The sequence below is a fragment of the Amycolatopsis endophytica genome, from assembly GCF_013410405.1.
GTDB lineage: Bacteria > Actinomycetota > Actinomycetes > Mycobacteriales > Pseudonocardiaceae > Amycolatopsis_E > Amycolatopsis_E endophytica.
In genome coordinates this window covers 1,039,270-1,052,166 of record NZ_JACCFK010000001.1, presented here as the reverse complement: position 1 = coordinate 1,052,166, position 12,897 = coordinate 1,039,270, and the positions used below count along the sequence as shown (strand labels likewise).

The following is a 12,897-nucleotide window of genomic DNA, read 5'->3' as shown; positions in this document are numbered from 1 at the left end:
GTCGGCGCCGGTGTTGGTAGCGAGGCCGCGCGGGAACGTGATCGCCGGTGTGCGGCGGTCGGCGCTCGACGTTGACGCGTCGCGCGGGCTTCGGTCGTCCCGCGGCTCTCGGCCGCCGAGGCCGGCCGTCCTGACCGCTCTTCCGACCCCGACGACGTGAGATCACATGGACACTGACAGCACCGGCGGTGCGGCTGCCGTGCAGCTTCCCGTCAATCCCGATCCGGCCACAGCCGGCCGGTCCCCGTCCGTCCCGGCGTACGTGGCGGGTGCGGTCTCGGCCGTGCTGCTCGCCGCCGGCGCCGTCCTGCCGGTGGCAGGCGGTGCCGAGCGCGGGTTCGGCAGCGCGCCGTTGCTGGTGGTGCTGGCCGTGGCGCCGATGGTCGTCGTGGCGGTGCTGGCCCTGCGCGGCCGTCACCAGACAGCGGCCGGTGTGCTGGCCGCCGTGGCGGCGCTCGCGCCGGGACGCCTGGTGCTCGACCTGATGCTGCTGACGGACCCGGTCGGCGCGGCGCGGCCCGAGCTGTTCCGGTTGCACTCGCTGGCCGAGCCCGCCGCCGGGGCCGGGCTGTGGTGCCTGCTGGCCGGGCACGTGGCCGCGATCGCGGCAGGCGTGATGGCCACGCGCGCCGCGGCGCCGAAGGCGGACGCTCCGTGGACCCCGGCGACCTCCGCGGCGGCCGAGGCCCTCGCGGCCCGCCGTGGCGTAAACGGCACGACCGGCGGGACAGCACCTGAGCTCGACGCTGCCACGAGCGCACGCGAGGCTGCTGGCGGCGGCGAAGGCTCGGCCTCACCGGCTGCGGCCGAGCCGGTTGCCACCGATTCAGGTGCCGCCGCTGACGGCACTGTCGGCTCGGCGTCGGCGGACGGTGACACCGCCGCCGGGGCCGGCGCGGGCGGCACCGCGTCGGGCGCGGGCGGCGTTGCTGGTCGCGCAGCGAGCGGAGCTGTGCCGTCCCATAAGGCCCACGGGGGCGTCACCGCCGCCGTCGACGGCGGCGCGGGCGCCGACGCGTGGCCGGAGGGTGCCGAGGTCGGCAGGGCCGGGCTGGTCTTCGGCATGTTCGCGGCCGTCGTCGCGGCGGTGGGGGTCATGATGGCGCCCTTCACGTCCACCGACGCGTTCCTGCCCGCGGGCAGTGCGTTCGAGAGCCCGGCGCTGGTGCTGACCGGCAGCCTCCTGCTGGCCTTCGCCCTGCCTGTCGCGACCGTGCTGCTCGCCGGGTCCGGAACGGCGGTCGCGCGCGGCGGCCTGCTGGGGCTCGGCATCACCGCGGCGGTCCTCGGGCTGCCGAACCTCGTGTCCGGGCTGAGCCTGCCGGGCGTGCGGCTCTCGGCGGGGCCGATCCTCGTGCTCGTCGGCGCGGCCGGGCTGATCGCGGCGGCCTTCCTGCCGACCGCGGCCACCCGCGACGCACGTGACGACGACGAGGCGGGCGAGATCACCCTGCCCGGCATCCGCCGCCTGCGGATCGTCACCGGCGCACTCGCCGTGCTCACCGCGGCGGCCGCCGTCGCCGGGGCGCTCACCCCGCAGGTCGTCATCGCCGAGGGGCTCGACGGGCCGCAGAGCCCGTCCCGCTCGGCGTTCCTCGTCGCGGGGCTGCTCGTCGGGGTCCTCGGGCTCGTGATGTTCACCGCGGGCCCCGCCGCGTGGGTGCGGCCGGCACTGTCCGTCGCCTGGGTCGGTGTCCCGCTGGCGGGCACGGCCGTGCTGACCATGGCGGTCACCGCCACCGAACTCGGCGCCGGCCTCACGCCCGGCCCCGGCGTCCTGTGGACCGCGCTGGCGATCGTCGGCTCGGCGATCACCGCCTGCTGCTCCGTCGTCGCCGGCATGGTCGAACGCGACGAGACCACCGACCCGGCCACGGCGCTCGGCGACGGACCGTCCCTGCCCGGCGCCGACCTGATCACGCCGCTGGTCGCGGCGGGAATCCTGGCCATCGGCGCCTTCGGCACACCGTCGATCCTCGCCACGGACTACGTCGAGCCCGCGCTCTGGTCGAGCTTCGGCACGCCGTCCTGGGGACTCCTCGTCGCCCTGCTGACCGTGCTGGGCGTCTGCGTCCTGGCCCCGCGCTGCCGCCCCGCCCGCGCCGCCGCGCTGCTCGCGGGCGCGGCCTGCGTCGCGGGGTTGCGCGCGGCCGAGCTGCCGCTCGCCGGTGACGAGATCGCCGGTGCGCGCGCCGGGCTCGGCTGGTGGCTCGCCCTCGGCTGTGCGCTGGCGCTCGTCATCGCGGCCGTGCTGGCCGCGCGTGGTTCGATTCACACTCCGAAAACACGCTCTGGATCCATACGGTGACCGAGTTCACCGGATGCGCCGCCCCGTGCCAAAGCGCAGGTCGCTAGGGTCGTCTCCGTCCGGCAGCATGGTTTGCAACAAGCACCCGCTCTCGGTTCACCCCTCGCGAGGCGACCGGTAACCGCAAGCGGCGTGTGTCGTCAGGAGACTGGAGTAGTGGACCTCTACGAATACCAGGCGAAGGATCTCTTCGCCGCCCACGGCGTGCCGGTACTGCCCGGCGCCGTCGCGAGCACCCCGGAAGAAGCCCAGGCCGCGGCCGAGGAGATCGGTGGCCAGGTCGTCGTCAAGGCCCAGGTCAAGACCGGTGGCCGCGGCAAGGCCGGTGGTGTGAAGCTCGCCCAGAACCCGGCCGAGACCAAGGAGAAGGCGGAAGCCATTCTCGGCCTCGACATCAAGGGCCACATCACGCACCGCGTGCTGGTGACCGAGGCGTCCGACATCGCGGAGGAGTACTACTTCTCCTTCCTGCTGGACCGCGCCAACCGCACCTTCCTCGCCATGGCTTCGGCCGAGGGCGGCATGGAGATCGAGCAGCTGGCCGTGGAGCGGCCCGACGCGCTCGCCAAGGTGCCGGTCGACGCGATCGCCGGTGTCGACAAGGCCAAGGCCCTGGAGATCCTGACCCAGGGCAACTTCCCCGAGGTCATCCGCGACCAGGCGGCCGACGTGGTCGTGAAGCTGTGGGAGACCTTCGTGGCCGAGGACGCCACGCTGGTCGAGGTCAACCCGCTGGTCCGCGACCCGCAGGACAAGATCGTCGCCCTCGACGGCAAGGTCACGCTCGACGAGAACGCCTCCTTCCGCCACCCGGCGCACGAGGAGCTCGTCGACAAGCAGGCCGAGGACCCGCTGGAGGCCAAGGCCAAGGCCAAGGACCTCAACTACGTCAAGCTCGACGGCGAGGTCGGCATCATCGGCAACGGCGCGGGCCTGGTCATGTCCACCCTGGACGTGGTCGCCTACGCCGGTGAGAGGCACGGCGGCGTGAAGCCGGCCAACTTCCTCGACATCGGTGGCGGCGCCTCGGCCGAGGTCATGGCGGCCGGTCTGGACGTCATCCTCAACGACCCGGCCGTCAAGTCGGTGTTCGTCAACGTCTTCGGTGGCATCACCGCGTGTGACGCGGTCGCCAACGGCATCGTCGAGGCCCTCAAGATCCTGGGCGACGAGGCCACCAAGCCGCTGGTCGTCCGCCTGGACGGCAACAACGTCGAGGAAGGCCGCAAGATCCTCGACGACGCCAACCACCCGCTCGTGACGCAGGTGGACACCATGGACAACGCGGCGGACAAGGCTGCCGAGCTCGCGGCGGCAGGAGCGTAAGAGACATGTCGATCTTCCTCGATTCCAGCAGCAAGATCATCGTTCAGGGCATCACCGGGTCCGAGGGCACCAAGCACGCGACCAAGATGCTGCAGGCCGGCGCGAACATCGTCGGTGGCGTCAACGCCCGCAAGGCGGGCCAGACGGTCACCATCGCCGGCAAGGACCTCACCGTGTTCGGCACGGTCGAAGAGGCCATGAAGGAGACCGGCGCCGACGTGTCGGTCATCTTCGTGCCGCCGAAGTTCGCCAAGGACGCGGTCGTCGAGGCGATCGACGCCCAGATCCCGCTCGCCGTGGTCATCACCGAGGGCATCCCGGTGCACGACTCGGCGTACTTCTGGGCGCACGCCGTCGCCAAGGGCAACAAGACCCGCATCATCGGCCCGAACTGCCCCGGCGTCATCTCGCCCGGCAAGTCCAACGCCGGCATCATCCCGGCCAACATCACCGGCCCCGGCAAGATCGGTCTGGTGTCGAAGTCGGGCACGCTGACCTACCAGATGATGTACGAGCTGCGTGACATCGGCTTCTCCACGGCCGTCGGCATCGGTGGCGACCCGGTCATCGGCACCACCCACATCGACGCGCTCGAAGCCTTCCAGGCCGACCCCGAGACCGAGGTCATCGTCATGATCGGTGAGATCGGTGGCGACGCGGAGGAGCGGGCCGCGGCCTACATCAAGGAGAACGTGACCAAACCGGTCGTCGGTTACGTCGCGGGCTTCACCGCACCCGAGGGCAAGACCATGGGGCACGCGGGCGCCATCGTGTCCGGCTCGGCCGGTACCGCGCAGGCGAAGAAGGAGGCCCTCGAGGCCGCGGGCGTGAAGGTCGGCAAGACGCCGTCCGAGACCGCCGCGCTGGCCCGGGAGCTGTACGAGAACCTGCACTGACGCACACGCGGTTCACACACCGGCCGGGCACCGACTTTCGGTGCCCGGCCGGTGTGGTTTCCGGCACCGGAACCGGACGCAACCGTTTCCCGCTCCGGCACGTCGGATAGCCGGATGGGGTGGCCGGGAACCCCGGAGTGCGCTAAACCGTTCCCGGACATATCGGCACCCCGGTTCGGGCGAAGACAGGAGAGCAAGCGCGATGACGTTCCCCAGTGGTGGACCGGGATACCCGCAGCAGGGCGGAGGTGGGCAGCCCCAGCCCCCGGGGACCGGCGGGTTCCCCCAGCAGCAGCCCCCGGCGCAGCAGCCGGGCGCCGGTCTGTCCCCGGCGAACCTGAGCATGATCCTGACCCTGTTCATCGCCCTGCTGGGCCTGGTGAACTACTTCATCGCGTTCTCCGACGAGGCACAGGGCGCCAGCCAGTCGGTGCTCTTCCTGCTCGTGGGTGGTCTGCTCGCGGGGCTGTCGGTGATGCCGAAGGGGCCGCGCACGCTCCCGTTCGCGGCGCTGTTCAGCGTGCTCGGCGCGCTCAGCGCGATCCTGGTGATGGTCCACATCCCGGAGCTCCAGGACACCCCGGGCATTCTCACGGTGATCCTGATCCTGGGCATCCTGCAGATGCTCGTCGCGATCGCCGCGCTGCTGCTGGACGCGGGCGTGCTGAAGATGCCGCAGCCGCGGGCGCCGCAGTACGGCCAGCCCTACGGTCAGCCGGGCCAGTTCGGCCAGGGGCCGGGCGAGCAGAAGGGTGGCCCGTCGGGCACCCAGTACGGTCCGCCGGTGAACCCGCCGCAGGCGCAGTCGACGGTGTACGCGCCGCAGCAGGGCCAGTTCTACAACCCGGCCGCGAAGCCCGAGAGCCAGCCGGGCCAGCAGGGCCAGCCGGGTCAGCAGCCCGGCACCCCGCCCGGCGGCTTCGGTGGCGGCGGCCAGCAGAGCTGATCTTCACCTGACAGCACCCCTCCCGGGTTTCGCCTGGGAGGGGTGCTTTTTCGTGGTGTGCGCTAACCCGCGCGAGGGACGAACGGCGTGGCTCACCCGGTTGGCCGAGTGAGGGTGCGAGGGTGCGAAGCATGCTCACCTCGTACGGCCGGTCCGCGAAAGGGGTGAGGGACCGGGCGCACCGGGGAGAACCTTCTCCGGTGGGGCGCGCGAAGGTGTTCGCCGCGGCGGTCCTGGGGCCCCTCGTGACCGGGTATGTCGTGGTGGCCGCCCTGTTCGGGCTGGTCACCGCCATGGCTTCGGCCGCGGAGTTCTCGGTTGCCGGTGTGCTGCGAGCCGCCGGGCCGGGCTGGCTCGCGGCCCACCAGGTGCCCGTGACGATCGCCGGGCGGCCGCTGGGCGTGTTGCCGTTGCTGGCGACGGTCGGTGTGTTCGCGCTGGTCGCGCGGGCCGCCGCGAACGCCACGCAGCGCCTCGGCCTCCGCGATCCCGGCTCCACCGTGCCCCTGATCGGTGCCGTGACCGGCGCCCACGCCGTGGCCGGGCTGGTGGTCGCGCTGCTCGACAACACCGCGGGGCTGCGTGTCGAGCCGTTGTCCGCGTTCGCCGTGCCCGCGGTCGTCGCGGGGGTCGCGGCCGCGGCCGGGGCGGCGTCGCGGTCGGGGGTCGCCGCCGCGTTGCGGGAGTACCTGGATCCGCTGGCGGTGCGCGGACTGCGGGCCGGTGCGCTCGGGCTGGCCGGGCTGCTGGCCGTCGGCGCGCTGGTGCACACCGTCGGGCTCGTCCTGGCCTCGGGCACGACCCGCGACCTGTTCGCGTCGAACGCGCCCGGATTCGGCAGCGGCGTGGGGATGCTGCTGTTGTCGCTGGGGTACCTCCCCAATGCGGTGATCGGCGGCCTGGCCTTCGTCGCCGGACCGGGCTTTTCGATCGGGTCGTTCTCGATCACCGCGTTCGCCTTCGACGGCGGCCCGGTGCCCGGACTGCCGGTGCTCGCCGGTGTTCCGGAACACCACGCGTTCTGGTGGCCGGTGCTGATGCTGCTGCCCGCCGCGGTGGGTGCGCTGCTCGGCTGGTCGCTGCGGCGCGGTGACGAGAACCCGGTGGCGCGGCTGCGGATCGTCGGCATCGCGGGCGCCCTGGTCGGGTTCGGGTGTGTGGTGCTCGGCACGCTGGCGGGCGGACGGCTCGGCGGCGGCGCCTTCGATCCGGTGAGCGTTCCGGTGGGGCTGCTGTCGGTCGCCGCGTTCGGCTGGATCGCGGTGCCCGGCGGACTGGTCGCCTGGTTCGCCGGACCGCACGCCCGGCCGAAGCCGGAACCGGAGCCCGATCCCGGGGAAGAACCCGAGGTCGAGCCCGAGATCGAGGCCGAACTCGAAGACCTCGACGCCGAACTCGAAGAGATCATCGAGGAGTCCGGCGAGGACACCGAGGACGCTGAGGACACCGAGGACGCCGACGAGGACATCGACGAGGACACCGAGGCCGAGCCCGGAGAGCCCGCCGATGACGAGCCCGAAGCCGATCCGGAGGACTCCGAAGAGCCCCCGCCCGCCTCCGGGAAGCCCGAAGAGCCCAGCTAGGGTGGGTTGTACGCATTCGGCACGGGCGAAGGAGAGGCGTTGAACTCCAGCCGGTTGGACCTGCCCGTCCCGGTCAAGCTGGTGGTACTCGCGTCCGGTTCGGGCACGCTGCTGCAGTCGCTGCTGGACGCGACACAGCGCAGCGGCTTCCCGGCGAAGATCGTCGCCGTGGGCACCGACCGCGCGGGCGCCGAGGCGCTGACCCGCGCCGAGCGCGCCGGCGTGCCGCACTTCACGGTCCGCCTGGCCGACCACCCGGATCGCAACGCCTGGGACAAGGCCCTCACCGAGGCCGTCGCGGCCTACGAGCCGGACCTGGTGGTGTCGGCGGGTTTCCTGAAGATCCTGGGGACGAACTTCCTCGCGCGCTTCCCGAACCGCGTGATCAACACGCATCCGGCCCTGCTGCCGTCGTTCCCGGGGATGCACTCCGTGGCCGACGCGCTGGAGCTGGGCGTCAAGCTGACCGGCTGCACGGTGCATTTCGTGGACGCGGGGGTGGACACCGGGCCGATCATCGCCCAGGAGGCGGTGACCGTGGAGCCGGACGACGACGAGGCGAGGCTGCACGAGCGGATCAAGGTCGTGGAACGACGGCTGCTCGTGGACGTGGTGGAACGACTCGGCCGGGCCGGTGCCACGGTCGAGGGACGGAAGGTGAGGTTGCGGTGACGGTGGAAGACCGGCGTCCGGTGAAGCGCGCGCTGATCGGCGTTTCGGACAAGACGGGCCTGCTGGAGCTGGGCACCGCGCTGCACGCGGCGGGTGTGGAGATCGTCTCCACCGGTGGCACGGCGAAGACACTGGCCGACGCGGGTGTGCCGGTCACGCCGGTCGAGCAGGTCACCGGGTTCCCGGAGTCCTTCGACGGCCGGGTGAAGACGCTGCACCCGCGGGTGCACGCGGGGCTGCTGGCCGACCGCGACCGCCCCGAGCACGTCGACCAGTTGCGTGAGCTGGACATCGCGCCGTTCGATCTGCTGGTCGTCAACCTCTACCCGTTCCGGGAGACGGTCGCCTCGGGCGCGAGCCCCGAGGACTGCGTGGAGAACATCGACATCGGCGGCCCGGCGATGGTGCGCGCCGCGGCGAAGAACCACAACAACGTGGCCGTGGTCGTCGACCCGGCCCGGTACGGCTGGGTGCTGGAGCAGGTCCGCGCGGGCGGGTTCGGGCTGACCGACCGCAAGCGGCTGGCGGCACAGGCGTACGCGCACACCGCGAGCTACGACACGGCGGTCGCGGCGTGGTTCGCCAACGCCTACGCGCCCGCGGACGACTCCGGTTTTCCCGACTTCACCGGTGCCACCTGGGAGCGCGGCGAGGTCCTGCGCTACGGCGAGAACCCGCACCAGCGGGCCGCGGTGTACCGGCACTGGCGCGGCGGGCTGGCGCACGCCGAGCAGCTGCACGGCAAAGCCATGTCCTACAACAACTACGTCGACACCGACGCCGCGCGCCGCGCCGCCTACGACTTCGAGGGCCCCGCGGTCGCGATCATCAAGCACGCCAACCCGTGCGGCATCGCGGTCGGACTGGACATCGCCGAAGCGCACCGCAAGGCCCACGCGTGCGACCCGGTGTCGGCCTACGGCGGCGTGATCGCGGCGAACCGGCCGGTCACCCGCGAGGCCGCGGAGCAGATCGCCGAGGTGTTCACCGAGGTCGTGCTGGCGCCGGACTTCGAGGACGAGGCGCTGGACGTGCTCAAGCGCAAGAAGAACGTGCGCCTGCTGAAGCTGCCCGCCCTCACCGACGCGGACCCGATCGAGTTCCGGCCGATCTCCGGCGGGATGCTCGTGCAGACCGTCGACCGGATCGACGCGCCCGGTGACTCGCCGGCCAACTGGACGCTGGCCACCGGCGAGGCCGCCGACGCCGACACGCTCGCGGACCTGGTGTTCGCGTGGCGGGCGATCCGCGCGGTGAAGTCGAACGCGATCCTGCTGGCCAGCGGCCAGGCGACGGTCGGGGTCGGCATGGGGCAGGTCAACCGCGTCGACTCGTCACGGCTGGCCGTGCAGCGCGCCGGCGACCGGGTCAAGGGCGCGGTGGCGGCGTCCGACGCGTTCTTCCCGTTCCCGGACGGGCTGCAGGTGCTGATCGACGCCGGTGTGAAGGCCGTCGTCCAGCCGGGCGGCTCGGTGCGGGACGCCGAGGTGATCGCGGCGGCCGAGGAGGCCGGCGTGGCGCTCTACCTGACGGGCACGCGCCACTTCGCGCACTGACGCTCCCGGAACTGGTATAACTATACCGGCACGTGCTACCGTGTCGGTATAGTTATACCAATCCTGTGACGCGAGGTATCCGTGATCGAACTGAAGACGCCCGCCGAAATCGAACGCATGCACGTGGCCGGGCGTTTCGTCGCCGAGGTGCTCACCGAGGTCGGCAGGCTGGCTGATGTCGGCGTCAACCTCATGGACCTGGAGCACCACGCGCGCGGCATGATCAAACGCCGCGGCGCCGAGTCCTGCTACTGGGACTACGCCCCCTCCTTCGGCAGGGGCCCGTTCCGCAACGTGATCTGCCTGTCGGTCAACGACGCCGTCCTGCACGGCCTGCCGCACGACTACGTCCTGCGCGACGGTGATGTGCTCACCGCGGACCTCGCGGTCAGCATCGACGGCTGGGCCGCGGACTCGGCGCACACGCTCGTCGTCGGCACGCCCGACGAGGCGGACCTGCGGATCATCCGCGCCACCGAGGAAGCGCTGGAAGCGGCGATCGAGGCGGCCCGCCCCGGCAACCGTCTCGGCGACATCTCGGCGGCGATCGGTGCGGTGGCCCAGGACTACGGCTACCCGGTGAACACCGAGTTCGGCGGCCACGGCATCGGCCGCACCATGCACGAAGACCTCCACGTCCCGAACAAGGGCAAGGCGGGGCGCGGCATGAAGCTCCGGCCGGGCCTGACCGTCGCGCTCGAACCGTGGTTCGCCCGCACGACCGACCGGATCGTCTTCGACCCGGACGGCTGGACCATCCGCTCGGCGGATGGCTCCCGCACGGCGCATTCGGAGCACACGGTCGCGATCACCGAGGGCGACCCGCTGGTGCTCACGCGGCGCGCCTCGTAGCGGGATCACCTCGGGTTCTCCCCGTCCGCGCTTCACCTTGACATCGCACAGGTGTTCGAGGCAGACTGAACAAGTCGAACACGCGTTCGACGAGTCGCCGGCTTCCCCACGGTGACGTCAGCAGGGTCTCGCAGGCGCGTCGTGGGGAGGTGGCATGTCGGTCGCGACGTTGGCTGCTCTGCCCGGGGTGAACACGGCCACCAGCGTGGCCGCGGCGGCGGAGCACGCGCAGCTGACCGGTCAGGTGCTGCCGGTGCGGCCGGAGCTGCGTTGCCTGCTGCCGTCGTCGGGGTTGCGGCGGGGGAGCACCGTCGCGGTGCGTGGATCGACGTCGTTGCTGCTGGCGTTGCTGGCGGAGGCGACGGCAACCGGATCGTGGGCCGCGGCGGTGGGGATGCCGGACCTCGGTCTGGTGGCCGCCGCGGAACTCGGGGTGGAGGTGAGCCGGCTCGCGCTGGTGCCGCGGCCCGGGGTGGAGTTCACCGCGGTCACGGCGGCGCTGCTGGACGGGGTGGATGTGGTGGCGGTCGCCGCGCGGGGTGCGGCGCCGCGGGACGCGCGGCGCCTTTCGGCGCGGGCACGGCACCGGGGCGCCGTGCTGCTCTCCCTCGGCCCGTGGCCCGGCGCCGAGGTGGAACTGAACTGCGAGGCCGGCCGGTGGGCAGGTCTCGAAGGCGGGCACGGGTACCTGCGTGAGCGGCGGGTCCGTGTCCAGGGTGCCGGCCGGGGCGCGGCGACGCGGCCCAGGCAGGCGGATCTGCTGCTGCCGGGGTCTGCGGGGGCCCCGGCAGCAGCACCACCCGAGCCGGTGCGGGAACTGGACCTGGCCCGGGAGGCAAGCTGATGCCCACCGCGCGAGTCCCACGTTCCCGCGCGCGAGTCCCACACCCCGGCGGGCGGGTTCCACACCTGCCGGTGCTCGGCGCCGGGGCGTGGCCGCTGCCCTGCTGCTCCACCCGCGCCGAGGGGGCAGCATGTCCACAGTAGACACGAACGCCGGTGGCGCGGCGCGGCGCCACCGGCGTGGTGACCCCCAGGACCCCCAGGGCACCCCACCACGCATGCTGGTCCTCTGGTGCCCGGACTGGCCCGCGGTCGCCGCGTGCCTGGCCGAGGGCACGCCCCTGCACCTGCCCGCCGCGGTGTTCCACGCCAACCGTGTCGTCGCGTGCACCGCGGTCGCCAGGGCGGCCGGGGTCCGGCGCGGGATGCGGCGCCGGGACGCGCAGTCCCGCTGCCCGGAGCTCGTTGTCTTCGCGCCGGACGAGGATCGTGACGCGCGCCTGTTCGAGCCCGTCGCGGCCGCGGTGGAGGAGCTGGTCGTGGGGGTCGAGGTCGTGCGGCCGGGGCTGATCGCGGTGCCCGCCGACGGCGCGTCCGGCTACTTCGGCGGCGAGTTGCGGCTCGCGGAACTGCTCGCCGAGCGGGCCGGTGTGGAGTGCCAGATCGGCGTCTCCGACGGGCTGTTCGCCGCGACACTCGCCGCGCACCGATCCACGATCATCGAGCGTGGCAGGGCCGCGGAGTTCCTCGCCCCGTTGCCGGTCAACGAGCTGGACCAGCCGGACACCGACCGCGCCGAGCTGGTGGACCTGGTGCGGCGCCTGGGTTTGCGCACCCTGGGCGCGTTCGCGAAGCTGGCCGGACGGGACGTCGCCGCGCGGTTCGGCCGGGACGGCATGATCGCCCACCGGCTGGCGCGCGGCCTGTCCGAACGTCCGCCGCACCGGCGCCGCCCGCCGCCCGAACTCACCGTCACCAAGACCTTCGACCCGCCCCTCGACCGGATCGACGCCGCCGCGTTCGTGGCACGCATGCTCGCCGAACAGTTCCACGGCGGTCTGGCCCGCCACGGACTGGCCTGCACCCGCCTGGGCATCTACGCCACCACCGAGAACGGCGAGGAACTCAGCCGGGTGTGGCGCTGCGCCGAACCCCTGACACCGCAAGGCATCGCGGACCGGGTGCGCTGGCAGTTCGACGGCTGGCTGCGCGCCGCGCCGGGCGAGCGGCCCACCGCGGGCGTGGAGCGGCTGCGGCTGGCGCCCGAGGAGACCGTCGAGGGCAACTCGCTGCAACTGGGCCTGTGGCAGGACGGAATCCGTGGTCTCGCGGACGAACACGGCCCGGCCGCGGAGAAAGCCGGCCGCGCACTGGTGCGGGTGCAGGGCCTGCTCGGCCCGGACAGCGTGCACACCGCGGTGCTCGACGGCGGCCGCGGCCCGGCCGAACGCGTCCGGCTGGTGCCGTGGGGCGATCCGCGGACGCCGCGGAACCCGCCGGACCTGCCGTGGCCGGGACGGCTGCCCGCGCCGTCCCCCGCGACGGTCCACGCGAGACCGGTGCCCGCCCGCGTCCTCGACGCGACCGGCGCGGAGGTGCGGATCACCCGGCGGCGGGAGCTTTCCGCGCCACCGCACCGGGTCGCGGTGGGCGACGGCCCGTTGCGGGACGTCCTCGACTGGGCGGGCCCGTGGCTGGTCGACGCGCACTGGTGGACGCCGGGTGGTGACGGCGTGCGCACCCGGTTGCAGGCCGTGCTGGACGGCGAAGGGGAAACAGCGGTCCTGCTGACGAGACTGGGCGGACCGAGTCCGCAATGGACAGTGGAGGGAGTGTACGACTGATGGAGGACGAGTACTTCCGGGACCTGCGGCACTGGCTGGCCCTGCCGCGTGAGGTGGTGGAGTCGCTGGACCCGGTCGAGGACGAGCAGATGCTGCTGCCGATCCCCGTCCCGCGGCGGCCCGTGGACTAG

11 protein-coding genes are annotated in these 12,897 nt (G+C 72.8%); all 11 read left to right on the top strand.

Annotated elements, in window-relative coordinates; genetic code table 11:
- The first annotated feature begins 166 nt into the window (after positions 1-166).
- The 11 genes from HNR02_RS05115 (at position 167) to HNR02_RS36025 (ending at position 12,897) form a co-directional block, all read left to right on the top strand.
- Complete coding sequence (locus HNR02_RS05115) at positions 167-2,308, top strand: hypothetical protein (RefSeq protein WP_179772052.1); 2,142 nt, start codon at positions 167-169, stop codon at positions 2,306-2,308.
- A gap of 156 nt (positions 2,309-2,464) precedes the next feature.
- Positions 2,465-3,634, top strand: coding sequence for an ADP-forming succinate--CoA ligase subunit beta (gene sucC / locus HNR02_RS05110; RefSeq protein WP_179772051.1), 1,170 nt, complete (start codon positions 2,465-2,467; stop codon positions 3,632-3,634).
- Between the two features lie 5 nt (positions 3,635-3,639).
- Positions 3,640-4,530 (top strand): succinate--CoA ligase subunit alpha, encoded by an 891-nt coding sequence (gene sucD, locus HNR02_RS05105; protein WP_179772050.1) that lies wholly within the window; start codon positions 3,640-3,642, stop codon positions 4,528-4,530.
- Between the two features lie 202 nt (positions 4,531-4,732).
- Positions 4,733-5,476 (top strand): DUF5336 domain-containing protein, encoded by a 744-nt coding sequence (locus HNR02_RS05100; RefSeq protein ID WP_179772049.1) that lies wholly within the window; start codon positions 4,733-4,735, stop codon positions 5,474-5,476.
- A gap of 200 nt (positions 5,477-5,676) precedes the next feature.
- On the top strand, positions 5,677-7,059 hold the full coding sequence (locus HNR02_RS05095; protein ID WP_312860902.1) for a cell division protein PerM: 1,383 nt from the start codon (positions 5,677-5,679) through the stop codon (positions 7,057-7,059).
- 54 nt (positions 7,060-7,113) lie between these two features.
- Entirely contained in the window at positions 7,114-7,731 is a 618-nt protein-coding gene (gene purN / locus HNR02_RS05090; protein ID WP_179775712.1) for a phosphoribosylglycinamide formyltransferase, read from the top strand.
- Complete coding sequence (purH, locus tag HNR02_RS05085; RefSeq protein WP_179772048.1) at positions 7,728-9,287, top strand: bifunctional phosphoribosylaminoimidazolecarboxamide formyltransferase/IMP cyclohydrolase; 1,560 nt, start codon at positions 7,728-7,730, stop codon at positions 9,285-9,287. Before purN ends, purH begins: the two co-directional genes overlap by 4 nt.
- Positions 9,288-9,368: 81 nt before the next feature.
- Positions 9,369-10,139, top strand: a complete 771-nt coding sequence (gene map / locus HNR02_RS05080; protein ID WP_179772047.1) for a type I methionyl aminopeptidase — start codon at positions 9,369-9,371, stop codon at positions 10,137-10,139.
- A 154-nt stretch (positions 10,140-10,293) separates the two neighbouring features.
- Entirely contained in the window at positions 10,294-10,983 is a 690-nt protein-coding gene (imuA', locus tag HNR02_RS05075; RefSeq protein WP_179772046.1) for a DnaE2-dependent mutagenesis accessory factor ImuA', read from the top strand.
- A gap of 217 nt (positions 10,984-11,200) precedes the next feature.
- Complete coding sequence (locus HNR02_RS05070) at positions 11,201-12,766, top strand: DNA polymerase Y family protein (protein WP_179775711.1); 1,566 nt, start codon at positions 11,201-11,203, stop codon at positions 12,764-12,766.
- Positions 12,766-12,897, top strand: coding sequence for a hypothetical protein (locus HNR02_RS36025; protein WP_281377180.1), 132 nt, complete (start codon positions 12,766-12,768; stop codon positions 12,895-12,897). Before HNR02_RS05070 ends, HNR02_RS36025 begins: the two co-directional genes overlap by 1 nt.

What these genes read in the sequence shown, in the direction of transcription:
- HNR02_RS05115 (WP_179772052.1), top strand. Translation starts at nt 167, where the DNA reads ATGGACACTGACAGCACCGGCGGTGCGGCTGCCGTGCAGCTTCCCGTC.
- sucD (WP_179772050.1), top strand. Translation starts at nt 3,640, where the DNA reads ATGTCGATCTTCCTCGATTCCAGCAGCAAGATCATCGTTCAGGGCATC.
- HNR02_RS05100 (WP_179772049.1), top strand. Translation starts at nt 4,733, where the DNA reads ATGACGTTCCCCAGTGGTGGACCGGGATACCCGCAGCAGGGCGGAGGT.
- imuA' (WP_179772046.1), top strand. Translation starts at nt 10,294, where the DNA reads ATGTCGGTCGCGACGTTGGCTGCTCTGCCCGGGGTGAACACGGCCACC.
- HNR02_RS05070 (WP_179775711.1), top strand. Translation starts at nt 11,201, where the DNA reads ATGCTGGTCCTCTGGTGCCCGGACTGGCCCGCGGTCGCCGCGTGCCTG.
- HNR02_RS36025 (WP_281377180.1), top strand. Translation starts at nt 12,766, where the DNA reads ATGGAGGACGAGTACTTCCGGGACCTGCGGCACTGGCTGGCCCTGCCG.